The organism is Rhizobium sp. CF122, from assembly GCF_000282035.1.
GTDB lineage: Bacteria > Pseudomonadota > Alphaproteobacteria > Rhizobiales > Rhizobiaceae > Rhizobium.
This window is the reverse complement of sequence record NZ_AKKA01000012.1, coordinates 1-25,344: the sequence shown is the minus strand read 5'-3', so window position 1 is coordinate 25,344 and position 25,344 is coordinate 1. Positions and strand designations below refer to the sequence as shown.

General features: G+C 60.0%; 25 protein-coding genes. 17 read left to right on the top strand and 8 right to left on the bottom strand.

Annotation, left to right across the window (positions count from 1 at the left end; translation table 11 throughout):
- The 7 genes from PMI09_RS03690 to PMI09_RS03660 all read left to right on the top strand — a co-directional run bounded on the left by PMI09_RS03690 (position 1) and on the right by PMI09_RS03660 (position 5,891).
- On the top strand, positions 1-1,620 hold the full coding sequence (locus PMI09_RS03690) for a GMC family oxidoreductase (RefSeq protein WP_085990661.1): 1,620 nt from the start codon (positions 1-3) through the stop codon (positions 1,618-1,620).
- A 271-nt stretch (positions 1,621-1,891) separates the two neighbouring features.
- Entirely contained in the window at positions 1,892-2,185 is a 294-nt protein-coding gene (locus PMI09_RS03685) for a DUF1330 domain-containing protein (RefSeq protein ID WP_007788994.1), read from the top strand.
- A gap of 58 nt (positions 2,186-2,243) precedes the next feature.
- On the top strand, positions 2,244-2,975 hold the full coding sequence (locus PMI09_RS03680; RefSeq protein WP_007788992.1) for an SDR family oxidoreductase: 732 nt from the start codon (positions 2,244-2,246) through the stop codon (positions 2,973-2,975).
- A 66-nt stretch (positions 2,976-3,041) separates the two neighbouring features.
- Complete coding sequence (locus tag PMI09_RS03675) at positions 3,042-3,341, top strand: Atu4866 domain-containing protein (RefSeq protein WP_244423713.1); 300 nt, start codon at positions 3,042-3,044, stop codon at positions 3,339-3,341.
- A gap of 95 nt (positions 3,342-3,436) precedes the next feature.
- A complete protein-coding gene (locus PMI09_RS03670; protein WP_037081821.1) occupies positions 3,437-4,360 on the top strand; it encodes a helix-turn-helix domain-containing protein in 924 nt (307 codons plus the stop codon).
- 157 nt (positions 4,361-4,517) lie between these two features.
- Positions 4,518-5,267, top strand: coding sequence for an SDR family oxidoreductase (locus PMI09_RS03665; protein ID WP_007788986.1), 750 nt, complete (start codon positions 4,518-4,520; stop codon positions 5,265-5,267).
- A gap of 72 nt (positions 5,268-5,339) precedes the next feature.
- Positions 5,340-5,891 (top strand): flavin reductase family protein, encoded by a 552-nt coding sequence (locus PMI09_RS03660; RefSeq protein WP_007788984.1) that lies wholly within the window; start codon positions 5,340-5,342, stop codon positions 5,889-5,891.
- Between the two features lie 285 nt (positions 5,892-6,176).
- Here PMI09_RS03660 and PMI09_RS03655 read toward each other — a convergent pair whose 3' ends face one another.
- The 3 genes from PMI09_RS03655 to PMI09_RS03645 form a co-directional block, all read right to left on the bottom strand.
- Positions 6,177-7,130, bottom strand: a complete 954-nt coding sequence (locus PMI09_RS03655) for an alcohol dehydrogenase catalytic domain-containing protein (protein ID WP_007788981.1) — start codon at positions 7,128-7,130, stop codon at positions 6,177-6,179.
- Positions 7,131-7,231: 101 nt separating this feature from the next.
- Positions 7,232-7,708, bottom strand: coding sequence for an ester cyclase (locus tag PMI09_RS03650; RefSeq protein WP_007788979.1), 477 nt, complete (start codon positions 7,706-7,708; stop codon positions 7,232-7,234).
- Positions 7,709-7,781: 73 nt separating this feature from the next.
- Entirely contained in the window at positions 7,782-8,165 is a 384-nt protein-coding gene (locus PMI09_RS03645) for a DoxX family protein (protein ID WP_443216164.1), read from the bottom strand.
- A gap of 316 nt (positions 8,166-8,481) precedes the next feature.
- Here PMI09_RS03645 and PMI09_RS03640 point away from each other — a divergent pair, with 316 nt between their 5' ends.
- Entirely contained in the window at positions 8,482-9,936 is a 1,455-nt protein-coding gene (locus PMI09_RS03640; protein ID WP_202801597.1) for a glycosyl hydrolase family 8, read from the top strand.
- 84 nt (positions 9,937-10,020) lie between these two features.
- Here the strand turns inward: PMI09_RS03640 and PMI09_RS31560 are convergent, their stop codons facing one another.
- Positions 10,021-10,236, bottom strand: coding sequence for a hypothetical protein (locus tag PMI09_RS31560; RefSeq protein WP_007788973.1), 216 nt, complete (start codon positions 10,234-10,236; stop codon positions 10,021-10,023).
- 71 nt (positions 10,237-10,307) lie between these two features.
- Between PMI09_RS31560 and PMI09_RS29980 the strand changes: the two genes are divergently transcribed.
- Complete coding sequence (locus PMI09_RS29980; RefSeq protein WP_202801596.1) at positions 10,308-10,742, top strand: hypothetical protein; 435 nt, start codon at positions 10,308-10,310, stop codon at positions 10,740-10,742.
- A gap of 70 nt (positions 10,743-10,812) precedes the next feature.
- Here PMI09_RS29980 and PMI09_RS03630 read toward each other — a convergent pair whose 3' ends face one another.
- From PMI09_RS03630 to iolD, 4 genes are read right to left on the bottom strand one after another with little or no spacing between them, the layout of a single operon-like run.
- On the bottom strand, positions 10,813-11,988 hold the full coding sequence (locus PMI09_RS03630) for a Gfo/Idh/MocA family protein (protein ID WP_007788971.1): 1,176 nt from the start codon (positions 11,986-11,988) through the stop codon (positions 10,813-10,815).
- A gap of 8 nt (positions 11,989-11,996) precedes the next feature.
- Positions 11,997-13,052 carry a sugar phosphate isomerase/epimerase family protein gene (locus tag PMI09_RS03625; protein ID WP_007788970.1) on the bottom strand — a complete coding sequence of 352 codons (1,056 nt, stop codon included), beginning with the start codon at positions 13,050-13,052 and terminating at the stop codon, positions 11,997-11,999.
- An 8-nt stretch (positions 13,053-13,060) separates the two neighbouring features.
- The gene (locus PMI09_RS03620; RefSeq protein WP_037081814.1) at positions 13,061-13,879 is read right to left on the bottom strand and encodes an SDR family oxidoreductase; all 819 of its coding nucleotides are present in this window, start codon (positions 13,877-13,879) and stop codon (positions 13,061-13,063) included.
- A gap of 1 nt (position 13,880) precedes the next feature.
- Complete coding sequence (iolD, locus tag PMI09_RS03615; protein ID WP_007788968.1) at positions 13,881-15,731, bottom strand: 3D-(3,5/4)-trihydroxycyclohexane-1,2-dione acylhydrolase (decyclizing); 1,851 nt, start codon at positions 15,729-15,731, stop codon at positions 13,881-13,883.
- A gap of 103 nt (positions 15,732-15,834) precedes the next feature.
- Here iolD and iolG point away from each other — a divergent pair, with 103 nt between their 5' ends.
- The 8 genes from iolG to PMI09_RS03575 all read left to right on the top strand — a co-directional run bounded on the left by iolG (position 15,835) and on the right by PMI09_RS03575 (position 24,551).
- The gene (iolG, locus tag PMI09_RS03610; RefSeq protein ID WP_202801598.1) at positions 15,835-16,845 is read left to right on the top strand and encodes an inositol 2-dehydrogenase; all 1,011 of its coding nucleotides are present in this window, start codon (positions 15,835-15,837) and stop codon (positions 16,843-16,845) included.
- Positions 16,846-16,849: 4 nt separating this feature from the next.
- A complete protein-coding gene (locus PMI09_RS03605; protein WP_007788966.1) occupies positions 16,850-18,286 on the top strand; it encodes an NAD-dependent succinate-semialdehyde dehydrogenase in 1,437 nt (478 codons plus the stop codon).
- Positions 18,287-18,298: 12 nt separating this feature from the next.
- On the top strand, positions 18,299-19,108 hold the full coding sequence (locus tag PMI09_RS03600) for an HpcH/HpaI aldolase family protein (protein WP_007788965.1): 810 nt from the start codon (positions 18,299-18,301) through the stop codon (positions 19,106-19,108).
- Positions 19,108-20,076, top strand: coding sequence for a hydroxyacid dehydrogenase (locus tag PMI09_RS03595; RefSeq protein ID WP_007788964.1), 969 nt, complete (start codon positions 19,108-19,110; stop codon positions 20,074-20,076). Before PMI09_RS03600 ends, PMI09_RS03595 begins: the two co-directional genes overlap by 1 nt.
- 286 nt (positions 20,077-20,362) lie before the next feature.
- Complete coding sequence (locus PMI09_RS03590; RefSeq protein WP_007788963.1) at positions 20,363-21,439, top strand: ABC transporter substrate-binding protein; 1,077 nt, start codon at positions 20,363-20,365, stop codon at positions 21,437-21,439.
- Between the two features lie 75 nt (positions 21,440-21,514).
- A complete protein-coding gene (locus PMI09_RS03585; RefSeq protein ID WP_007788962.1) occupies positions 21,515-22,330 on the top strand; it encodes an ATP-binding cassette domain-containing protein in 816 nt (271 codons plus the stop codon).
- 35 nt (positions 22,331-22,365) lie between these two features.
- Entirely contained in the window at positions 22,366-23,565 is a 1,200-nt protein-coding gene (locus PMI09_RS03580) for a sugar ABC transporter permease (RefSeq protein WP_007788961.1), read from the top strand.
- 113 nt (positions 23,566-23,678) lie between these two features.
- Positions 23,679-24,551: a MurR/RpiR family transcriptional regulator gene (locus PMI09_RS03575; protein ID WP_007788960.1), complete on the top strand. Its 873-nt coding sequence runs from the start codon at positions 23,679-23,681 to the stop codon at positions 24,549-24,551.
- Positions 24,552-25,344 lie beyond the last annotated feature (793 nt).

The following is a 25,344-nucleotide window of genomic DNA, read 5'->3' as shown; positions in this document are numbered from 1 at the left end:
ATGCCCATGAATGAAGCGCCTATGGATGAAGGCGTTTACGATTTCATCGTCGTCGGCGCGGGGTCGGCCGGTTGCGTACTGGCAAACCGGCTCTCGACGGATCCGAGAAACCGGGTGCTGCTGCTCGAGGCCGGCGGCTCGGATCGGTATCACTGGGTGCATGTGCCGATCGGCTACCTCTATTGCATGGGCAATCCGCGCACCGACTGGATGATGAAGACGGCAGCCGAGGCCGGCCTCAATGGCCGGACGCTCAATTATCCGCGCGGAAAGGTGCTCGGCGGCTGCTCCTCGATCAACGGCATGATCTATATGCGCGGGCAGGCGGCGGATTACGACGGCTGGCGGCAGGCAGGCAATGCCGGTTGGGGCTGGGATGACGTGCTGCCCTGGTTCCTGAAATCGGAAGACAATTATCGCGGAAAATCGGCCTTGCACGGGGCCGGAGGCGAGTGGCGCGTCGAACGCCAGCGCCTGTCCTGGCCGATCCTCGATGCCTTTCGCGATGCGGCCGAGGAACTCGGTATCCGCAAGACCGACGATTTCAACGACGGCGACAATGAAGGGTCCGGCTATTTCGAGGTCAATCAGAAGGGCGGCCTGCGCTGGAACACGACGAAAGCCTTCCTGCGCCCGGCGATGAAGCGGGAGAACCTGCGCGTGCTGACGGGCGCGGAGACCGAGCGGCTGGAATTTGATGGCGAGGCTGTATCCGGCGTGCGCTTTCGCCTCAATGGCCGCTCCTGCGTTGCCCGCGCGTCGCGCGAGGTCATTCTGTCTGCGGGTTCGATCAACTCGCCGAAAATTCTGGAGCTTTCGGGCGTCGGGCGACCGGATGTGCTGTCGAGCCTCGGCATTCCCCTGCATCATGAGCTTCAGGGTGTCGGCGAAAACCTGCAAGACCATCTGCAGATCCGAACCGTCTTCAAGATCGAGGGCGCGCGCACGCTGAACCAGCTTTACCATAACCTGTTTACCCGTGCCGGCATGGGTTTGCAGTATGCGATCAGCCGTTCCGGTCCGCTCTCGATGGCGCCAAGCCAGCTCGGGATCTTCGCCAAAAGCGATCCGTCCGTCGCTACCGCCGATCTCGAATATCACGTCCAGCCGCTCAGCACCGACCGGCTCGGCGAGCCGCTGCATCGTTATCCTGCCGTGACTGTCTCTGTCTGCAACCTCCGGCCGGAAAGTCGCGGCACGGTGCATATAACGACACGTGATGCCTCGGCCGCCCCTGAAATTCGTCCCAATTATCTTTCGACCACGGGCGACCGGCTACTCGCGGCAAATTCGATCCGTCATGCGCGCAGCCTGATGGAAACGAAGGCTATCTCCGGTTTTCGACCCCAGGAGATGCTGCCGGGCCGGGAACATCAGAGCGATGACGAGTTGATCCGGCGTGCAGGTGATATCGCCACCACGATCTTTCATCCTGTCGGCACCTGCAGGATGGGAAGCGATCCGATGGCGGTGGTGGATGCAAAGCTGCGCGTGCACGGGCTTGAGAAGCTGCGCGTCGTCGATGCCTCGATCATGCCGACGATCGTGTCCGGCAATACGAACTCCCCGGTGATCATGATTGCGGAAAAGGCAGCGGAGATGGTGCTGAGGATGCAATAGCCGGTAACCACACCACAGCACGCCATAATAGCCAAATCTACGATACACTGCGCGAGAGCGCTATAATCAACCCCGCTAAATCCCCGTTAGAAAATACAAAATCTAAAATCGACAGGTGCAAAGCCGCAGCAGGGCGGTTCGATGCGTCGTGTGTAGTATGCGCAAGATCCCGACGGCTTGCGCAAGCCGGCAGGAGAGGTCCGCCGGCGATGGGCCTAGGTTCAGTGTACCCATCCGGATTGGATGAGGTCGTAGCAAACAGGAACCACCCATGTCAGCCTACCTCGTTGTCGATCTCGACATTCAAGACCATGATGCAATTGCCGATTACCGCTCCAATGCCCTGCCGCTCGTCGCCGAAGCCGGCGGCCGGCTGATTGCCCTTGATGATGCCCCGCTCCAGCTCGAAGGCTGGGAGGCGACTAACATGCTGATCATCGAATTCCCCGACATGCAGGCAATCCGCGATCTTTTCGCCTCGCCGGCCTATGCGCCTCTCGCAAGGCAAAGACAGTCTGCGGCGGCTTCGCGGATCATCGCCCTGCGCGGCTTCGAGCCGGCGTGACGATCGTCTGCGCCTCCGCGCCGCCTGACCATCGCAACTTCAAAAAAGGATCAATCCGATGAGCAATATCGCAAACAAGATCGTTCTCGTCACGGGCGCCAGCAGCGGCATCGGCGAGGCGACAGCGCGCGCCCTTGCCAAGGCCGGCGCCGTGGTCGTGCTCGGCGCACGGCGCACCGAGCGCCTCGAAACGCTGGCGGCCGAGATCACTGCTGCCGGCGGCAAGGCGCTCTACCGAAGCCTCGACGTTACGTCTCGCGCGGATGTCCAGGCCTTTGCCGATGCCGCGCTTGAGGCTTTCGGCCGCATTGATGTCATCGTCAACAATGCCGGCGTCATGCCGCTTTCGCCGATGGCATCGCTGAAGGTGGACGAGTGGGACCGGATGGTCGATGTCAACATCAAGGGCGTGCTTTATGGCATCGCCGCCGTGTTGCCGGCCATGAACCGGCAGGGTGCCGGGCAGGTGATCAATGTCTCCTCCGTCGGCGGCCTCAGCGTTTCGCCGACGGCCGCCGTCTATTGCGCCACCAAATATGCGGTGCGCGCGATTTCCGACGGGCTGCGGCAGGAGAACGACCGGCTCCGGGTGACCTGCGTCTATCCGGGCGTCGTAGAGACGGAACTAGCCCATTCGATCACCGATCCCGTCGCCGCCGAAGCGATGGTCGTCTATCGCCGGATCGCCCTGAAGCCGGAGACAATCGCCGAGGCGATCGTCCATGTGATCGGCCAGCCCGAGGATGTCGATACCAGCGAAATCGTCATCCGGCCCACCGCCAGCATGTGAGCGGAGGCTGGGATGGCAAACGGTTTTGGAGTTGCAACGGCGAGCCTTGCCGCGATGCTGCTTGGCATGGCTCCTGCCCAGGAAGGATATTCCCCGATGAAAACGACCGCACCAGACCAGACGCATCCCTATGCCGGCATGTGGATCACCGCGGACGGCCTCATTCGCCACAACCTGCTGCCGAACGGCCGTTATGACGAGGCGCGTGGCCGCCGGGAAAGCGCCTATCAAGGGCGATACGAGGTTCGCGGCAATCACATCGACTATTGGGACGATACCGGTTTTACTGCCGATGGCGACTTCATCGACGGGGTGCTTCATCACGCCGGCATGATCCTCTACCGTGACGGGAGGAAGCCGGAATAGCCAGAAAGTCTTGGTTCTTTCCTTTTCCGTGGCGCTGGATATCCTTGATTCCGGCGCCACATGGCATGAGGCCAACTATGGGGTGGGAGACGATCATGGCTTTGGACGAACCCTGCCTGCCCGTCCCCGAGCGGACCTCCCCCGTCGGGCTCGAAGACTATATCAGCGGAAACACGCTGATCAGCGGCGACGGGCCGGCGTGGAGGGACGTCTTCGTACAGGTGCTGTCGCGCCACCGTGTTCAGCATCCCTTCCTGGTGCCCGCCGTGGCCGAGCCGCTCATTGTCTGGATCATGTCCGGCAGTGCTGTTGTCGAGGAGCGGGATCTCGGCGGCGAATGGATGGCAAACCGCGTCGAGGTCGGCGATTTCTTCCTGACCTGCTCGCCGGTTCCCTATGAAATGCGCTGGCAGGCCGATGGCGATCAATCCTTTCGCGTGATGCACCTTTACGTTTCCGTGCCGCTGTTTGAGCGGGTCGTCGAGGCGATGTTCGGCAAGGACGGCGGGAACGTGACGCTGAAGGAGGTGTCGGGCGGCCGCGACGCGACGCTTTCGCATATCCTCGGTCTCCTCCACGAGGAACTGGCAGCGGATGGCGGTGGCAGCCCGCTTTACGTCGAAGGGCTGGCCCAAAGCCTTGCCGTCCATCTCGTGCGCCACTATGCGGTCGCCAATACCGAGATGCGTGCGCAGAACGCCTTGCCCGGCACAAAGCTCAGGCGCGCGATCGCTTTCATGGAGAACCGGCTGGAAGAACCGTTCGACCTCGGCCGCCTGGCGCAGGAGGTCGGCATCAGCGAATTCCACTTCAGCCGGCTGTTCAAGAAAGCGACCGGTCTTCCCCCCTCGCACTATTTCATCCGGCAGCGGGTCGCCAAGGCCCAGCAACTGCTGCAGGAGACCGAAGCCAGCATCATCGAGATCGGCCTTTCGGTGGGCTATTCCAGCCCCAGCCATTTCGCCCAGATTTTCCGCCGCGAAACGGGGCTCTCGCCGAGCGACTATCGGAGGGGGTAGGCTCAGTTGGCGTCGTGAGTAGAAAATGGAGCAAGATCCCGATAGCCGCGGCAAGCCGCCGAGGGAGGGATCCGTCCAGATTTCTTAGAGTTCTTCTTGTCGAAAGCGAACATCTCTCCACCTCCGGAGCGGTTTTCAAGCAACAAGGAGACAGATCATGACGAATATCAACGGCAAAGTCGCACTGGTCACCGGTGCTTCGAGCGGCATTGGCGCAGCAACGGCGCTTGCCCTCGCTGCCGCCGGCGTAAAGGTCGGCATCGCCGCACGGCGCACCGATCGTCTGGAAGAGCTGAAGGCTGAAATCATAAAGACGGGTGGCGAAGCCCTGGTCATCGAGATGGACGTCGTCGATCCTGCTTCCATCGAAGCAGGTGTGAAGAAGCTGGTCGATGCCTATGGCTCAATCGACATTCTTTTCAACAATGCCGGCCTGATGCCGCTTTCCGACATCGACCAGTTCAAGACGACCGAATGGCTTCGCATGGTCGACGTCAACGTGAAGGGCCTCTTGAACACGACGGCGGCCGTGCTGCCGCAGATGATCAAGCAGCATTCTGGCCACATCTTCAACACTTCCTCGATCGCCGGCCGCAAAGTCTTCAAGGGACTGTCGGTCTATTGCGCGACAAAGCATGCGGTGACCGCTTTCTCCGACGGCCTGCGCATGGAGGTCGGCCAGACACACAACATCCGCGTCACCTGCATCCAGCCCGGCGCGGTCGCGACCGAACTTTATGACCAGATCACCGATCCAGGCTACCGCCAGCAGATGGACGATCTCGCCAAGCAGATGACCTTCCTCCAAAGTGCCGACGTGGCCGACACGATCGTGTTTGCGGCACAGGCGCCGGCCCACGTCAACGTGGCCGAGCTCTTCGTCCTGCCGGTCGAACAGGGCTGGTAAGCATCCATCACCAACATCGTGATGTCGGCGTTCCCGTGAGGAACGGGGAGGCCGAGGATCAAGGAGTTTCCCATGAAGGAAGTACCTGCCTCCGGGGCCTTTCGTCAGCTTGAACCGGGTCCGATCGTGCTCGTGACGACCAGCTATGAAGGAATACCCAACGTCATGACGATGGGGTTCCACATGATGATCCAGCATGCACCGCCGCTGATCGGCTGCGTCATCGGTCCCTGGGATCATACCTACCGCGCTTTGAGAGCGACCGGCGAATGCGTGATCGCCGTCCCGACAATCGATCTTGCAAGGGCGGTCGTCGATATCGGCAATTGCTCGGGTGACACGGTCGACAAGTTCGAGCGTTTCGGCCTGACGCCGCAGCCGGCACGCGCCGTCTCGGCGCCGCTGATCACGGAATGCATTGCGAACATCGAATGCAGGGTGGTCGATACCAGGCTTGTCGAGGCCTATAACCTCTTCATCCTGGAGGCCGAACGGCTGTGGATCGACACGGACCGCAAGGAGCGGCGGACCCTCCATCATCGCGGCGACGGTGATTTCGCCGTCGATGGCGATGTGCTCGATCTCAGCGAGCATATGGTCAAATGGCGTCACCTTCCAAGGTGACGCCATCGCCGTCTCAACAGTCGCCGGAGCGAAAAACCCCTTGGCAGTGGTCGGGCTCCGGCCCGGTCTCATCGAAAGCGGCGACCGCCGGGGGCGCTCCGGCATCGGCACTACCGATCGATCGAAGTTGACCGCAAACACGAGGAAGAGGACGACGATCGACGCCAGAGCTTCGACCAGCGACGGGCGGTGGCGGCTGCGGCCGGCGTCGTCGGCCGCCGCAATATCCCGCAACGCTGGATGAAGATTATCACAACCGGGCATGACGATTTCCTTCGAAGGCGATCAGGGGACGAGCACCATGGGGCCGTTGCTGCGGCGTTCGAGAATGTCGGCATGCGCGCGCTGCGCTTCCCACAGCGGATACTTCCGGGCGCTGGCCGTGCCGAATACCCCGTTCCGCCAGGCATCGAATACCTCGTCTGCGGCCGCCTGCAGGTTGTCCTTCGTCACATGCTGGCCGGTGCTGGCGCGCACCAAGCGGATACCGCGTCGGTGAAGGCTTCCCTCATCGATGGCGGCGCCACCGGACGCCGCGCCGATCACCGCAATCGTTCCGCCATCGCGGATCACGCCAAGCGTCGTGGCGAAGGTCGCTGCGCCGACCAGTTCATAGACGATATCGACGCCATAGAGGGCGATGGTGCGGATGTGCTCGTCGAGCGCGACGGTTCCGTAGGCAAATGCGTGATCGACCGCCTTTTCCAGGCCGGCCTGCTTTCGATGTGATCCGGTTCCGATCACCGTGATCCCGCGCTTGCGCAGCCAACGGGAAAGAAGGTTGCCGACGCCGCCTGTCGCACCCTGAACGAGCACGCGGTCGCCGTCGTCCGGCTTGGCCATGGCGCTGATCGCCATCCAGGCGGTCAGACCCTTGGTGAGAATGGTCGCCGCCGTCTCGGCCTGGACATTGTCGGGCAGTTTCACGAGCACGTCCTCGCTGACAACGCGTTCTGTGGCGTAGCTGCCGGGTGCGAAGAAATAGGCGACCCGATCGCCGGGGGCAAAGCGGGTAACGCCCGAACCGACAGCATCGACCATGCCGGCGCCCTCCACGCCTGCCACGCCAGGCAGGCCGGCCTTGAAGGTGCCGTCCCGGAACATGGTGTCGACGAAGTTCACGCCGATTGCTTCCTGCCTGATCAGCACCTCGCCGGCGCCGGGTGCGTGGGCATTTTCCTGTTCGACGCGCAGGACGGATGGACCGCCCCACTGGCTGTATTTGACGACGTAGCTCATGGCTTTCTCCATGGGCCGGGCGGGGCCTGCCCGTCCTGTTGATCGGATTTCGGGGTGAGTGAGGCGCAAAAATGCGTTTACTGGTATTGCGGCTTGCAGCGTTAGCGCTTGAACGCGCCGAGCTGGGTGAGGCCGGACATCCAGTCCTCGGTGTGCCAGGTCTGTTGGATCTTGCCGTCTTCGACAAGATGAATATCGACGGCCTGGCTCAGCAGTTTCCGCCCGGATGCCGGCAGGCCGGCAAATGATCCCTTGTGTGTTCCCGAGATTGTCGATCGGACGACGACCTTGTTTCCGTCGGAGATGACGTCCTCGACGGTGATCTGAAAGTCCGGGAAAGCGGTGTGAAGCATCTTTAGGGCGGCCTTTGCGGATTGCGCTCCAGGAGGGGCGTCGGGTGCATCGGGAATGTCGCGCCAACCATCGGCGAGGATGGCTTCAAGGATCTCCGGCTTGTTCTTGTCGAAGGCTTCGTACCATTTGACGGCGATTGCCGTTTCCTCGTTTTGCGGTGCTGCCATGGCCCAACCGCCGGCAAGCAGCGAAGCGACAAACGGAAGGATCTTCACAATACGCATGGGGTCTGCCTTGCTTGCTCGGAGTTGAAACTAAACACGAGCACCGGCTCGAAAGCCGGCGCGATCCATCAGTCTAGCGGCGCCAGCCGTCGATGCTGAACTTTCCGCCGCCGAAGGCGATGACATGCAGAAGGCCGCCGGCCATGGCGACGTTCTTGAAGAAGTGAACGAACTGGTTCAGGTCTGCGAGATCGTTGTGGAAGCTTACTGCTGTGGCGCGCGAAAACGCGGTGAGTACGGCCGCGACGAGACGCGTCTGATAGCCGAGGACGAGGGCGGCCCCGCCGATGACCTCGACGATCACCGCAGTGCCGTAAGCCAGTGTCGGGAACGGCAGGCCGACTGATTCGATGTAGCCGATCGTCATGATCGGAGCAGTGAGCTTGTTCAGGCCCGAGAGCAGAAAAATCAGGCTGATCAAAATGCGTCCGACGGCGGGAAGAACGGCTTGGACGATGAGGAAGGACGCCAGGTCTTCTACCTGACGGGCGATTGCTGTGTGCGACCTGTGCGCTTCCTTTGAAATCGGCAGGCCACCACGGCCGCCTATGAAACGACTATGCCGCCAGCCAACTCATCGCAAAAGCCGAATAATTTAGACGATAATGCTCTACAAATTCGAAAAGGTGCCGCGCGAAGCACGAACCCGCAGACGCCTTGCGACGGCGGGCCGCGGCGCCTCGGTTCTGCCGGGGACCTTTGAGGCGAGCCAAGCCAGATCGCATTGCTCAATGGAAAACCCACTGGGATTGCAGTGAAGGCTCGCGTTTGGGATGAAACGCACCGACAGTTCATCCGATGTCCGGGTTCCCCGTTCCGCTGGTGAAACCTTGCGGCGGGCAGGCGGTCATCGAGGCACGGTGACAGTTACATCGCCGACACGTCATACATTCAGCATAGAGTCGATCGTATATGGTGATGCTGGCATCAACGGTACGTTGGCCTGCGCACCCGCTACGTCATCATCTGAGCCGGAGGAATTCATGAAATTCAGACATGGTCTTTATGGGCTGATCTCCATCTTGCTGCCCGCAATTGGAGGTTCGGTGCGTGATGCCCAGTCTGCTCAAGGCATTCGACCGAGCGGCCGTACACAGCAGCAATTGGATCAGTCTCTCGTAGATTTCTACAACAAGTGGCGCTCGGTGTACTTGGTGCAGGGCTGCGGGAGCGGTCGCTATTACGTGGGCGTCACCGTCGATGGTAAGTCCGTCGGGGGCGGAACGGCAAAATCCACGATTACCGTTTCTGAAGCCCATGGCTATGGAATGTTGATTTCAGTTCTTATGGCGGACTTCGATCCGGACGCGCGCGCTGCATTTGACGGTATGGTCCGTTATTTCCGCGACCATCCCGCGACGTCGCACTCCGGTCTCATGGCTTGGAACCAGGTTGGGGGGTGTGACAATGCGAAGGATGTCGCCGGAGACACCAGTGCCTCCGACGGTGACCTCGATATCGCCTATGCGTTGCTACTTGCAGATAAGAAGTGGGGCAGCGATGGCGGCGTGAACTATCGCAAGGAAGCCCTGAAGGTCATCTCTGCGATCGAAAGGCACGAGATCGATGCCGACAGCCAGTTCGTTCGCGTCGGCGACTGGGTCGATCATGCTGACGAGGGGCGATACGCCGCCACCACCCGATCGTCCGATTTCATGGTTTCGCATTTCAAAGCCTTTGCCGACGCAACGGGCGACGGAAACTGGTACGATGTGCGCGATGAAACCTATTCGATCATTAACGCGATCCGCACTGAATTCAGCCCGCAGACCGCACTGATGCCAGACTTCATTGTAGGCCTCCCGACGAAACCGCATCCGGCACGCGCCAACTTTCTCGAGGGTCCCAATGACGGAGCCTATTCATGGAATGCAGCACGCTATCCATGGCGGGTCGCTCTTGATTATCTGCTAAACGACGATCAGAGGGCGCTTGATGTGCTCAGGCCACTCAATAGTTGGATCAAGCGCGCTACGCGCGGCGATCCTACCAAACTCGCGGACACCTATCATCTTAGCGGCAAACCGACTTCACAAAGTGGTCGTAATGCGGTGACCTTTGTGTCGATGTTGGCCGTATCCGCGTCGATTGAAGCAACGAACCAGAATTGGCTAGATGCCCTTTGGATGGATATGACGGACAGAACCGTCGAAGCTGAAGACTATTACGGCAATACGTTGAAGCTGCTTGCGATGATTACGATCACGGGCCATTGGACGCAGCCCTAGCTACGGCGGCGTGCAATGGCTCTCCCATCGAAAGTCATTGCACGCCAGTCGGCTGCTTCGGCGTCAGGACGCGCGGGCGCTCTCTCAGCTCTTCTTAATCAGATTGACGGGCACCAGTGGACCACCGAACTGCTGTAAGGGAGCAGCAACCGCAAGGCTCCCAAGGTTAAGTGGAGCAAATCCCAGTTTCTCGATCAGGGCTGCGACCTGCGCGTTGGCGTCCTCATCGTTGCCGGTCAGTACGACGACCCTGCAGCACGGCAGCCGGCAGCGTGTTGAAAGCCTTGACCACGCTTGCACCGGGAAGCGTCTCCGCGACGATTTCGCTTGAAAGCCTGGCGCCGAGGTCGGCGGGGCGGGATGGGATGTTAGTGAAGCCGCTTGCAAAGAAGAAGCTTTGGAACCTTGTATCGCAAGATGACGAGAAGGCTTGGCCGACAGAGAATGCGATCACAGCGGTCCTGGAGAACGAAGGTGCTAAGATCAGCCGCGCCATCTGGGACGGCACTTGGACATCGGAGCAATTCGCTGACGCCTTCAAGAAAATCGACGCCGAGCGCAACCCAATCAACTATGTCGCCTTTCGAAAAGGGACCGTCATTCCGACTGGCCAGTCTTCAGCCGCGGCGAGCGGTCATCGAAACACGTGGCGCATCGGATACAGTATTCCCGAAATCCGGAATGGGTATTTCGGCAGAGCTCCTGAAGCGCCGGGCAGGAACTGTGTTGGCATGGGTTCAAAGGCGACCGATATCGAGGTTAGTTCAATCGAGGCCAGCACCACTGCGTTGCGATGGTCGTGCTGAGCATCTCTCGAATTGCGCGGTCCTGGTAAGGCCGCAGCGCTATGACTGCGGCCCCTTGCAGACACCAGTCCTAAACTGCGATGGGTGTCATCCATGGCTGATCACCGGCCATCGAGCTATCAACGACCGAATCAACAAATGCCACACCCTTAAGCCCATCATACGCAGTGGGAATATCTCGCCCGATTTCAGCTGCTTCGCGCCCCTCACGTTTGGCACGAATTGCCTCGGCAAAACCAGCATAGAGGTTCGCAAATGCCTCAAGATATCCTTCCGGATGCCCAGGAGGAGTCCGGGTGCGAGCCTTTGCCCCTTCACATAGATCGTCAGCTCCGCGCTTGATGATTTCAGTGCGTCCATTCAGGCGTGCGTGCACGAGTTCGTTCGGTTGCTCCTGGAACCAGGTCAACGATGCGGTTTCGCCAAACACACGCAGCCGTACACCATTTGAGGAGCCGAGCGCCACCTGTGACGACCACAGGAGTCCACGAGCACCTCCTTCATATCGTAGCATAACGTGGGCGTTGTCATCGAGGGCGCGTCCTTCCACGAACGTGGCAAGGTCTGCGGTCAACGATTGAAGCTTTAGGCCTGAGACGAAGCCAGCGAGATGATAGGCGTGCGTTCCGATATCTCCGATCGAGCCGCCGCGACCGTTCTTCTTGGGGTCGGTTCGCCAAGCGGCCTGGGCGTTGCCCTCGGTTTCGATCGCGGTTGCCATCCATTCCAATGGGTACTCGACCTGGATGGTACGGATCTTTCCGAGCTTGCCCGCCGAAACCATGTGCTTGGCCTCATGGATCATGGGGTAGCCAGAATAGGTGTATGTGACGCCCATAAACCGATCGGTTTCGCGAACGAGCTTCTCAAGCACCACGGCATCGTCCAAGGTCGCCGTCAGAGGTTTTTCGCAAATGACGTCGAAGCCGGCCTCCAAAAAGGCCTTTGCGATCGGGAAATGCGTGAAATTCGGCGTGCAGATAGCGACGGCATCAATCCGGTCCTCTCGCGCGCTCTCGCCGGCGATCATCGCCCGGTAGTCATCATAGGAGCGTTCCGGAACGAGGCCTTGGCTCGCTGCGAAGGCATGGCCGCGGGCGGCGTCCACGTCGAAAGCGCCTGCCACCAGGTCCCAGTTTCTATCCTGGCGAGCGGCGATACGATGGATATTGCCGATGTAGGCGCCGCTGCCGCCTCCAACCATTCCGAGACGAAGGGGCCTTTGCGATGTAGAGGTAGAAGTCATGGTTGTCCTCAATCAAGTCCGAGCATGGCTCGATTGGCGTCCTTGTTGGCGCCGGATTTCACGAAATCGTCGAATGCGCGGTCCGCGACCCTGATGATGTGTTCGCGGATGAACTTCGCGCCCTCAGCGGCCCCGTCTTCTGGATGCTTAATGAAGCACTCCCACTCCAGAACCGCCCAACCGTCGAAATCATAGGTCGCGAGTTTGGTGAAGACTGCGCCGAAATCAACCTGCCCATCGCCGAGCGAGCGGAACCGACCCGCGCGTTTCGACCAAGGCTGGAAGCCGCCATAGGCTCCAGTCTTGCCGTTCGGCCGGAACTCGGCATCCTTGACATGGAACATCTTGATCCGCTCGTGGTAGTGATCGATGAATTCCAGATAGTCCAGCGCCTGCAGCACGAAGTGGCTCGGGTCGTATAGAATATTGCAGCGGGGGTGATTGCCGACGCGTTCGACAAACATCTCGAAGGTCAGGCCATCATGGACGTCTTCGCAAGGGTGGATCTCAAAGCAAAGATCGACGCCCTGTTCGTCGAAGTCGTTGAGGATCGGCGTCCAGCGCTTTGCGAGTTCGTCGAATGCCTCATCGACCAGGCCCTCCGGCCATTGGGGGTAAGGATATAGGTATGGCCATAGCAACGACCCAGTGAAGCTCACGTGGCGATCGATGCCGAGATTGCGTGAGGCGCGCGCGGCAAAGCGCATCTGCTCTTCAGCCCAGGCCCGGCGCGCGGCTGGATTGTTGTGGACATGAGCAGGAGCGAAGCTGTCCATGATGCGGTCGTGGGCCGGATGCACGGCGACGAGCTGGCCGGTGATGTGCGAGCCCAAATCGGTCACCTCAAGACCGCTCTCGGCGAGCACGCCTTTCAGGTCGTCGCAATAGGTCTTGCTTTCGGCCGCCTTCTTCATGTCGATCAGACGGGTGTCCCAGGTAGGAATCTGGACGCCGGCAAAGCCTCGCGCCGCCACCCATCTCGAAAGGCTCGAAAGAGAGTTATAGGGGGCCTCGTCGCCTGCGAATTGAGCAAGATAGATGCCCGGTCCCTTAATCGTTTTCATGTTCTCACCTATTCAGATAGGGCTGTTGCCGGTGCAGGGGGGCCGCCGTCGTAGGCTCCCCAGACCGATTGATCGAAATGGACGACCGAGCCGGTCATCATTCCGGAATCGTCGGATGCAAGGAAGAGAACCGCACGCGCGACCTCGTCTGGAGCGAGGATGCGCCCGAAAGGCTGACTGGCCGCGGCCCTCGCCAGCCAGTCTGGGTCCGCGCCATGATAGTCGCGCTGAACGCGATCCTCGCCATCGGACGCCATCCATCCGATGTCGAGCTGATTTACCCTGATCTGGTTGCGCATCAACGCGTAGCCGGAGTTTCGGGTCAGGGTCGCCAACGCGCCCTTGGACGCGCAGTAGGGCGCGAGGAACGGCTGCCCGGCACGCTCCGACGTCGAGCCGATATTGATCATGCTACCTTTGACGCCGTCGCGGATCATCAGCTTAGCCGTCTCCTGCATGAGGAAGAAAGGCGCACGCACGTTGATGGCGAACATGCGGTCGAAAAGATCTGGCGTCGAGTTCAAAAGGTTACCACGATCCGTGAGACCGGCCGCGTTGACTAGGACATCGATTCTGCCGAATCTATTATCGGCTGCTGCAATCACCTGCCGGCAGTCCCCCACCTTGCCAAGGTCGGCCTGAACGAACGTCACGGGCACGCCGGTTTTGCGGGTTATCGCGCTGGCGACGGCCTCGCCCTTCGCGCGACTTCGCCCGCAGGTGACGATGCCCGCCGCACCGGCTTCGGCGAAGAGCCTTGCTACTGCTGCGCCCAGGCCTTGGGTGCCGCCGGTGACAACGGCATACTGTCCTTCAATGCGGTTCATGTCAGACACCCACACGCTGCTTGGCACGGATTTTTTCCTGATCGGCGCGGGCCTTCTGGACGGATTCGCGCTCGGAAATCTCCGGCACTCCGACGTCCCAGTCCGCATCGCCCGGTACCCACGCGTAGGCGTCGGTCACCAGCGTCACGATTGTCGTCCGGTCGGTCGTCTGCGCCCACTCCATCGCCGTCTTCAAGTCCGCAAGACTTTCGCAGCGACGCGCAAGGGCGCCCATGGATTCGGCATGCTTGACGAAGTCGACCGCGAACGGCTCCTTCACACGGCAGTCCTTGATGAGATTGTTGAAGCCTGGCACGCCCTTGAACTGCTGCAGACGGTTGATGACGGCGTAGCCACCGTTGTCGCAGACGACGACGATCATCTTGTGGCCCGACAGGACCGTCGAATAGATGTCGGAGTTCATCATCATGTAGGTGCCGTCGCCGATCATGACGATCGGCGTTCCGTCGCCGGCTTTCGCCATCGCATGTCCCCAGCCTGCGGCGATTTCATATCCCATGCAACTGAATCCGAATTCGCAGTCGAACGTATTGGGATCCTTGACGCGCCAGCCCTTGGTCACCTCGCCGGGCGTTCCGCCTGCTGCGGCAATCAACGTGTCGTTCGGCTTCGATGTCTCGTTCACGATCCCGATTACCTGCGCATAGGTCGGGATAGGGCCGTTGGTGATGGCTTGGTGCTCGTCGAGGAGTTTGTTCCAGTCGGCGAACAACGACTGTGCCCTTGGTAGGAGGCCGGCATCAGCCTTCCAGTCGTCGAGCGCCTCGTCGAGTTCTGCCACCGTCTCGAGGGCGTCGCCCACCACGGCCAGGGCGCGATGCTTGACGGCGTCAAAGCGCGCAGCGTTGATTGAAATGAACTTGGCGTCCTGCCGAAAGGCAGTCCATGACCCCGTCGTGAAGTCCTGAAGACGGGTGCCGATGGCAAGGATGACGTCCGCCTCTGCGGCAAGCGCATTTGCCGACGTCGAGCCTACGATGCCGATCGGACCGGCGTGGGCCGGATGATTGTGCGTCAACGCGCCTTTGCCAGCAATCGTTTCGACGATCGGAATGCCACGCTTGATTGCAAACTCGGCCACCCTTTCTTCGGCGAGCGAGTAGCGGACGCCGCCTCCCGAAATAATGAGAGGCTTCTTGGCTGCCTTGAGAAGCGCAACTGCCTCCGCAATCTTTCGTCTGTCGGCACGGGGACGCGGTATCGACCAAAAGGTCGGTTCGAAGAAAGCAACTGGATAGTCGAATGCGATCTCCTGGGTGTCCTGCGAAAGACCAATAAATGCAGGGCCGCAATCTGCCGGATCGAGCATTGATGCAATCGCCTGCGGCAGGGACGAGATGATCTGCTCGGGTAGCACGATCCGATCCCAGTACCGGCTGACCGCTTTGAAGGCGTCGTTGACCGTGACGGTCGGGTCGCTGAAGTGTTCGACCTGCTGCAGGACAGGATCTGGTATACGATTGGCGAAAGTATCCCCAGCAATCAGAAGTACCGGCAGGCGGTTTGCGTGGGCGGTGCCGGCTGCAGTCACCATGTTGGCGGCGCCGGGGCCAATGGACGTTGCCGCAATCATCAACTGTCGGCGGCGTTTGGCCTTCGCAAAGGCGACTGCCGCTAGCGCCATCGACTGTTCGTTCTGGCCGCGCCAGGTTGGTAGCTCATCTTGAACTGCCTCCAGTGCCTCGGACAAGCACGTCACGTTGCCGTGTCCGAAGATGCCAAAGACCCCTGCAAACAGCGGAACCCGTTCGCCCTCGATCTCTGTAAACTGGTTGCACAAATAGCGTACGAGCGCCTGCGCCATCGTCAGGCGTACGGTGTTCCGGGACATCCGGTTCTCCTCCCATGGATCATGTTTTTCGAACGGTACGAAATATTAATTGACAAAGCAAGACTTCCGCAACAATCATTGCAAAAATTCAATTGGGAGGATCCTGATGCTTAAAATCGCAGTTCTCGGCTGCGGCCGGATAGGTCGTATGCATGCCGAAAACATAGCGGCCCATCCGCGGGCGAGCCTTGCTGGCGTGTTTGATATCCATCGTCGTGCCGCAGACGAAGTCGGAAGCAAGCTTGGCACAACCGTCTTCAATTCCGCAGAAGACGCATTATCGAGTGACGCCGTCGACGCGGTGCTGATCGCTACCTCGACGCCTACGCATGCGGATTTCATTGAAAAAGCGGTGACAGCCAATAAGCCGATGCTCTGCGAAAAGCCGATCGACCTCAGTCTCGAGCGCGTTCAACGTTGCGCGAAGGCGATCGGCGCGACCGAAGTCCCCATCATGCTCGGTTTTGTCAGGCGCTTCGATCCTGGACATCGGGCAGCGCGCGAGGCCATTCGCGCCGGGGACATCGGAGATCTGCACCAGGTCGTCATCACTTCTCGCGACCCCGGCATGCCCCCGGTCGCCTACACGGAGGCTTCGGGGGGCATCTTCCGCGACATGACCATCCACGATTTCGATATGGCGCGCTTCATTCTCGGCGAAGAAGTGACCGAGGTGTCGGCCGTGGGCAGCCGCCTCGTGGACCCGCCGCTGATGGAGAGACTAGGCGACTACGATACCGTGACGGTGGTGCTGACGACCTCATCGGGCAAGCAGTGCATCATCAACAACTCGCGTCAGGCGGTCTATGGCTACGACCAGCGCGTCGAGGCGCTCGGCACGAAGGGCATGGTCGTCTCCGAAAACCGCCGCCCCAACATGACAACGCTGCACCGTGCGGATTTTACGGGCAAGGGTGCTCCGCTCCTGAACTTCTTCATTGACCGTTACGCAGAGGCCTTCTCGGCCGAGATCAGCGCCTTTGTCGATGCGATCGAGGCAGGAAAGTCTCCCGAAGTCGGGTTCGAGGACGGCCGCCAAGCACTGATCCTGGCCGAGGCCGCGTTCAAGTCGGCGGCCGAGGGCCGTACCGTGAAAACCAGCGAGATCGGGTGAAACCATGTACCAGAATTTTGGACTTTTCATTGGTGGGCAGTGGCGCGCCGCCTCCGACCGGGCAACGGTGGACGTGCTTAGCCCCGTCACGCAGGAAGCCCTGGGCAGCGCACCGGTGGCGACCGTCGCCGACACGCAGGACGCGCTTGGGGCCGCACGCGACGGATTCGACGCCTGGCGCGCGACCTCAGCCTTCGCTCGGGCCGACGCACTGCATCGAATTGCCGACGAGATGCTGCGACGTACGGACGAGGCGAGAAAGATGATCTCATTGGAGACGGGCAAGCCTATCGCGCAGTCGGAACGCGAATGGGGACTGGCGGTAGACCAGTTCCGATGGTTCGCAGAAGAGGCCCGCCGCATCTACGGCAGGATCATTGAGTCGCGCGTGCCGGGTGGCCGCTTCGAGGTCTCGCGCGAGCCTGTTGGCATAGTCGGGGCTTTTACCGCCTGGAATTTTCCGGCGGCACTCGTCGCCCGCAAGGCGGCGCCCGCGTTGGCGGCTGGGTGTTCCATCATCATCAGGCCCTCGACCCAGACGCCTGGTGTTGCCATGGTCATGGTCGACTGCATGCGTGCGGGCAACTTGCCCGCCGGGACCGTGAACCTTATCGTCGGTCCGACTGCGACGACCTATACGCCGATCATGGCAGACAAGTCAGTACGGAAGGTTTCTCTGACCGGGTCGACCCGCGTCGGCCAGCAGATGATCCGGGACGCGGCCGACACCGTGAAGAAGGTTTCCATGGAACTTGGCGGCAACGCGCCTCTGATCGTCTATGACGACGCCGATGTCGAGCTTGCCCTCAACGTATCCGTCCCAACGAAATTCGCGAATGCTGGTCAGGTGTGCGTCACTCCCGACCGGTTCTTCGTCCACGAGAGACTATACAACGACTTTGTCGACGGGTTCGTTTCCCGATCAAACGCGCTGAAGCTTGGCGACGGACTGGATCCATCCGTGCAGATGGGGCCGCTGATCAATGGCGGGCGGCTTGCGGAGATGGAATCGATAGTCGCCGACGCCGTGAAGGCCGGCGCGAAAGTCGCCACGGGCGGCGAGCGCGCCTCCGAGTTCAATGCCGGTCATTTCTACAAGCCCACGGTTTTGACCGATGTAGCCGACGATATGAAGGTTTTCGCCGAGGAAAATTTCGGACCTATCGCCGCGATTACACGCTTCAAGGACGAGGATGAAGTTCTCGCCCGTGCGAATGCCTGCGATATGGGCCTGTCAGCCTATGCCTTCACCCGATCGCCTGAACGCGCCCGTCGGACGGTTGTCGCCCTGAAGGCAGGGATGGTCGGGATAAACACCTTCGCGCTGGCGGCCTCCGAGGCGCCGTTCGGTGGCACCAATCATTCCGGGATGGGCCGCGAGGGCGGCATCGAAGGCATCAGCGATTATCTCGACACCAAACTTGCACAGATCGTGTTTTGAGAGGCGACCGGCATGATCAAGAACAAGCTGAAAGAAATCTGGGCTCAAGGCCGTCCGTCCATCAATGGATGGCTGTCGATCGGCAATGCCTTCACGGCGGAGATCATGGCCGCGCAAGGCTACGATTCGATCTCCATTGACGTCCAGCATGGGGCTTTGGACTATAGCTCAGTGCTGCCGATGTTTCAGGCGATACGTGCCTCCGGCGTCGTGCCGATGGCACGTGTGCCCTGGCTGGAGCCGGGGATCATCATGAAGGTACTCGATGCCGGCGCCTACGGCGTGATCTGCCCCATGGTCAACACCGCCGCGCAGGCGGCCGAATTCGTAAGCTATGTCCGCTACCCCCCCCACGGTCAACGCAGCTTCGGCCCGACACGGGTAAGCTTCGCCGCCGGCCCGAACTATGCCGGCGAGGCAAACGATGAGATCCTAGCCTTCGCGATGGTCGAGACTAGGCAGGCGATGGACAATCTCGACGCCATCGCGGCGACGCCGGGACTGGACGGAATATATGTCGGTCCCGCAGATCTGACGTTCAGTCTGACGCAGGGACGTCTTGCACCCGCCTTTGATCGCGAGGAGCCGGAGATGGTAGAGGCACTGAAAACCATCGTTGCTGCCTGCAAGCGGAATAACATCCGCGCCGCTCTCCATTGCGGGACGGCAGAATATGGGGCTCGTGCCATCGGTTGGGGCTTCGACATGACCACCGTCTCTGGCGATAGCCGGCTGCTGGCGGCCGCAGCCGCTGCAAGCGTTGCAAAGTTCCGTGATGCCGTCGGCCAGATCGCCGGCGCGAACGAGAAGGGGGCGTATTGATGCCGCACATCCTTGTCGCTGGAAAGCTGCACCCTTCGGGGGTCACTCTTCTCAAAAACGCAGCAGGTGTCACGTTCGACTATGTCGAGGAGGTGTCCGAACAGTCGTACCGACCCTTCATCGGCAAGGCCGACGCGCTGGTCCTGCGCACGCAGCCCCTGTCCGCGCCCACGGTTGCCGAAGCAACGTCCTTGAAAGTCGTTTCGCGGCATGGCGTCGGTTACGACGCCGTCGATCTGCCTTCGCTCAATGAGCGCGGGATCGCACTTACGATCGTGGGAGATGTCAATTCGGTTTCGGTTGCCGAACACGCCATGATGTTGATCCTGTCGGCCGCCAAACGTGTCCTTCGGGGCGACCGCGCTGTTCGGTCCCCTGCCGAGTGGGGCTGGCGGAACCGTCTTGAAGCGGAGGAGATTTCCCGCAAGCGGTTGCTTATCATCGGCTTCGGCCGCATTGGACGTCATCTTTCGCGAATGGCGGCGGGCTTCGGCATGGAAATCAAGGCTTATGACCCATATCTGCAGGCCCAAGGCTGGCCGGAAGGGCATGTCTCGCCCTCGGACGATCTTTTAAAAGGACTGCGATGGGCCGACATCATCTCCGTGAACATTCCTAAGGCGGACCGGCCCATCATCGGGGAGGCGGAGCTTGCTGCGTTGAAACCAGGCTCGATCCTCGTCAACACCGCGCGCGGCGGCGTCGTTGACGAGAAGGCCCTTGTCGGCGCGTTGAAGTCCGGGCGCGTCGGCGCCGCCGGACTGGATGTGTTCGATGACGAGCCACCGGGGGCGAGCAACGAACTTCTCGAGTTCGACCAAGTGGTTCTGTCGCCGCATATCGCCGGGCTGACCCGCGAATGCGGAGAGCGGATGGCCGTGGCCTCGGTGCAGAACGTCCTCGACTACTTCGCAGGTCAGATAGATCCAAAGCTCGTCGTAAACGCCGGGGAACTGCAACGATCGTAGTCGGCGGCATGCCTGGCATCGCGGTGACGGCCCGGCTCGGACGAACAGTTCCGGCCGGGCGCTCCGATGCTTCTTGAGCATTGTCGCAACAGAAATTGCCGCATTAGTATATGGCATAGTTTATTGAAAATTCCTTTGACTCACCAATAATTGCCGTTTAGTCTACTTAGCAATGATTGTTGCAACGCTTTAGCAGCAGTCATAGGACGGCGGAGGGTGCGCTGGGAGGCGCGTTCCGAGGAAAATCTGCCGGATCCGAATTCACTTGTTTCATGGGAGGTAAGAGATGGAACGACTGATACGCAGCCTTTTGGCGACGACGATTATCACTGCCGCAATGGGCGGCGCTGCATTTGCGCAGGACAAGGCGAAGGTCTTCTTCCTGCTGCCAAATCAGACGACAATCCGCTTCGAAAGCCGCGATGCGCCATTCTTCGTTCAGGCGATGAAGGAGAAGGCGCCTGACGTCGAAGTCGTCGTTCAGAATGCGCAGGGCGATCCGAACAAACAACAGGCCCAAGTCGAGGACGCCATCGCACAGGGCGCGAAGGTTATCCTTCTCACCTCCGCAGATGCGAACCTTGCAGCCGGTGCGCTTGCTGCCGCCGCAACTGCCAACGTCCCGGTCGTTCTTTATGACCATGACGCCGTCGGCGGAAAAGCCGAGGCGCACATCGTGTTCGATTCCTTGGCGGTTGGCCAGGCGCAGGGCAAACGCGCCGCTGAACTAATCAACGCCATGTCAAAGACGCCGGTCAAGGTTGCCCGCGTCAAGGGCAATCAAGGCGAATATGGCACCGGTCAGTACGAAAAGGGTCAGAACGAATTCCTCCAGCCTTTGATCGACTCCGGCAAGGTCAAGGTCGTTTGCGAGCAGTACACGCAGAACTGGGATCCGGTTCTCGCTCAGAACTTTGCCGAGGATTGCCTCACGAAGAACGGCGGCGACGTCGATGTTTTCCTTGGCATGAACGACGGCACCACCGGCGGCTCCGTCGCCGCCTTGATCTCCCAGGGCGCGAAGCCGGGCGACAAGCTCGTCACCGGCGGCCAGGACGCTACCGTTGAGGCTCTCCGCTACATCGCACAGGGTTGGCAGGACAACTCTGTCTTGAAGGACTTAAAAGTTCAGGCCACGGAGGCGGCCGAAGTCGTCGCAGCGATCGTCGCTGGCAAGGGCGTGCCGAAGGAGCTCGTCAACGGAAAGGTCAACAACACGTTCATGGACGTGCCTGCAGTGTTCCTGCCGGTCAGCAACATCACCAAGGACAATCTCGGCGACGTAGTCTCCAAGGGCGTTTGGACCTGGGCAGAAATCTGCAAAGGCATCGAAACGACGGACGTCTGCAAGAAAAACCTTTAAATTGGTCACATGCGCGGAGGAGGGCGGTGCGCCGCCGTCCTCCGTCGTAGGATCAAAAGCGCTTCAGAGGCTGACATGACCGCGACCGATACAGGGCGTTCAGAGGAAAAGACCCTTCCAAATCAAAAATCCGTGCCGCTGGTCTCGATGCGGAATATCCAGAAGTCATTCGGCTCCGTCCACGCCTTGAGAGGCGCGTCCGTCGAAGTTCATCCCGGAGAAATCGTTGCGCTCGTCGGTGACAACGGAGCTGGAAAGTCGACGTTGGTGAAGGTTATGGCGGGTGTCTACGCCGCCGACTCCGGCGACTTCGAAATCGAGGGCAAGCCAGCCAACATCAGAACCCCGGCAGACGCCACGAAGCACGGCATTGCAACGGTCTATCAGGACCTTGCCCTCTGTAACAACCTGGATGCGGTCCAGAACCTCTTTCTCGGAAGAGAGCTGACAGGACCGGGTTTTTTCGGTCGGCGCATTCGCCGTGCCGAGTGCGAAGTACGTGCTCGTGAAGTGATGACGAGAATGCGCCTTGGCAATCTTTCCCTAACGCGACCCGTGGGCGCCATGTCGGGCGGCCAGCGTCAGAATATCGCGATCGCGAGATCCATTCTCTGGACCCCGAAGGTCGTCATCCTCGACGAACCGACTGCCGCCCTCAGCCACTCCGCCGCCCAGCAGGTTGCTGACCTGATCCGCAGCTTGGCTGACGATGGCTTGGGTATAGTGATCGTCAGTCACGACATCCACCATTTCGTCGTCAATGCGACCGATCGGATCGAGGTCATGCGCCTGGGCGCGAACGCGGCGAGCTTCCGATCCAAGGATGTGACGGGCGAAATGGTCGTCAATGCCATGGTCGGCGGCAACGAAGGCGTCAATCTCGCCGGCTGACCCAGGCCCGTTTCAGTTTTTGAGGAATGAACATCATGGCTTCCATCTCCACGACAGCCCCCCCGAAGCGGCGTACTTTCGGAGAGCTTCTGAACAGCGACCTTAGAGCTCTGCCCGTGGTCATCGCGCTTGTCGCTTTGTGGATCTTCTTCACTACACAGAGCGATATCTTTCTGACTCCCAGAAACCTATCGAACCTGCTTCAGCAATCAACCGTGGTTGGCATCATGGCGCTCGGTCTGATGTTCGTCCTGCTGGTGAAGGAGATTGATCTGTCCATCGCCGCTATCCACGGCGTGACGTCGGTTTTGAGCGCGAAGTTGATCGTGGATTACGGGTTCTCACCTTGGCTGGCGCTTCCGTTCGCAGTATTGATCGGTGCAGCGATCGGTTCATGTTCGGCTAGATGGGTGAACTGGGTTGGAGTACCATCGTTCGTCGTGACTCTTGGACTGGGCCTGGCACTTAACGGCATCCAGTTGCTCCTGCTGCCCGCAAGTGCCCGCTACGGCTTGATGGGCACTGGCGTGGAGTATATCGCGCAGAAGACGATCCAAGGCGTCAGTGCCTGGGTCACCTGGTTGATCGGTGTCGCCCTACTTGCCGGTCTGATTCTCTCCAGCGTCACAAGGCGCCGCCGTGCGGGTCTTGAAATCTCGACCCTTCACAACGTGCTTCTCCCGGTTGCAGGGGCGGCAATCCTTGGTGCGATCGTGGTGTTGGTTCTGAACGCCAGTCAGGGAATTCCGCTGCCTGTCTTGATGTTCGTCGTTCTTCTCGGCATCGGCGGTTACGTTCTGAACGAAACTCAGTTCGGCCTTTATCTCTACGCTGTCGGTAACAATGACGAGGCGGCACGGCGGGCCGGGATCAAGGTCCCGCTCATCCGCATGGCGGCCTTCGCAATCGCGGGTGGAGTTGCGGCGATCGCGGGAATTGTCGCTTCATCAAGGACGCTCGGAGTGGGCGTCTTCTCCGGCGGCGGCGTCGGCGGTGGAACGTTGCTGTTGGAATCCATCGCAGCGGCCGTAATTGGTGGCGTCAGCTTGTTTGGGGGACGAGGGGCCATTCACGCAGCGCTTCTTGGGGCCTTGGTCATCGGCACGGTCCAAAACGGCCTTAATCTGATGGGTGTCGAAAACGAGGTTCGCTTGATCGTCACGGGGCTTCTGCTGGTCCTCGCCGTCTCGATCGACAAGATCATCGAAAAGCTTACCGGGCAACAGTCGTTTTGATTGGCGCTGCGCCGGCTGAGCCGCTTTCGCGGGCGCTCAACGGGTAATCGTTTTGGCATTGCCAATCTTTTACTGATTAGCGCATGATGCAATGAAATTTGCAGGTCTAAAGAATGGCAGAGCTCGAACCACCCCGCGACTACGAGGAATTCATACGTCTGATCCATGACCGCTACGGCGGAATGAGCAAGACTTACCAGAAAATCTCGGTTTATCTCACACAGAGCCCTAACGACGTTGCGGTGCTTTCGGTTAATTCGATCGCAGAACGCTGTGGCATCCACGCATCCAGTTTTGTGCGTTTTGCACAGGCGTTGGGCTATGAGGGCTTTAAGGATCTACAAGGTCTGTTTCAGCGGCGTCTGTCGACCGCCGCTCCGGGCTTTGAAGCGCGAAAGAAAGCTCTCGAAGCAGAACTCGGGGGACGAACAGACAAGAGCGAGACCGGCTTTCTCCGGGATCTTGTGGTGAGGGATATCGCGTCTCTCCAGGACGTGCTCGAGCAAATCTCCAATGAAGACCTGGCAACGGCAGTCGACCTTCTGGAAAGAAGCGAAACAATTTTCTTGATCGGCCAGCTCCGTTCAGCGCCGGTCGTCGAACTGTTGCGATACGTGCTCACCATGCTGGGGAAGCGATGCGTTCTACTAGACCCCGGCGGTGGGCTTGCGACTTACATGGCGCGCACGATGAAAGGCACAGACCTTCTGTTTGCTGTATCGTTTCGCTTCTATGCAACAGAAGTCGTGAACGTGGTTGAGGATGCGGCCACTCGCGGCATTCCGATTGTCGCCATTTCAGACAGCACTTTGTCGCCTCTGGCGAAGTCGGCATCGGTCCTCTTTCCCGTTCCAGAACATGAATATACGTTCTCGCGTTCCCTTGCTGCCCCAATGTGTCTGGCGCAGGCTTTGACCGTTGCGCTAGCGAGCCGCCTACAGGGCAGTAAGGATGAGCCTCGAATTCCAATTGTGACCGGACAGTAGCAAGCTTGGTGACCCTGGAATTCCCCCATATCGCCTTTCACCGGAGACAGGCTCGCCTTCAACGTCGCGGCCTCCATGGCGGCGAGGATGGAGGCGATGCGACCATGGACTTCCGGGATGCCGGCTGGTGCCCCGGGGTTTTACGAACTTCTGGATGAATTGGCGCACGATATGGATGAAGGGCTGCTTCGTCGAGGTATCGGCGTGTTCGCGCATGTAATAGAAGGCGGAGTTAATCGCGGCAGACGAAATGTTCTCGCCACGTCGTGGCCGGAAGCGGATCGCGATGCATGGCGTCTGACTCATGTCGGGTCTCGCGTCTCAGCTCAGGTGACAGGTATGAACCTAGGTTGCAGGCCGCTGGGCGGTTTGGCTCGGCTTTGAATGAGATCGACGGGGAAGGCCGCGATGTGTTCGAGCCCGCGCTGAGACAGCAACGGCGCGAGCCGCAGTTCGCAAAAGCTGACCTTTTGCGCTGGAAGGCCCGCGGGGCTGTTATGCAGAACTCCTTGTATTCACACCCTAGCCCGTTGTTTCGCGAGGTCATTGGCGAAGAGTTCGAGACTGCAGGGCCCATTGAGGTCAAGCGCGGAGTCGGACTTTCGCTTTCATATTGGATCACCGATTGTCTCGAAGGATGAGACGGGTCTCGCGGAAAGCTTCGCCAATCGTCCGAAAGCACTCGAAAGGTTATGGTCGGTCTTTGGCATAGGGGATAAGATAGTTGCCCAAATCTGTAGGCCGGCCATGGAGCGACCTATGTCAAACGAGGGCTGTGGGCAGATGCGAATGA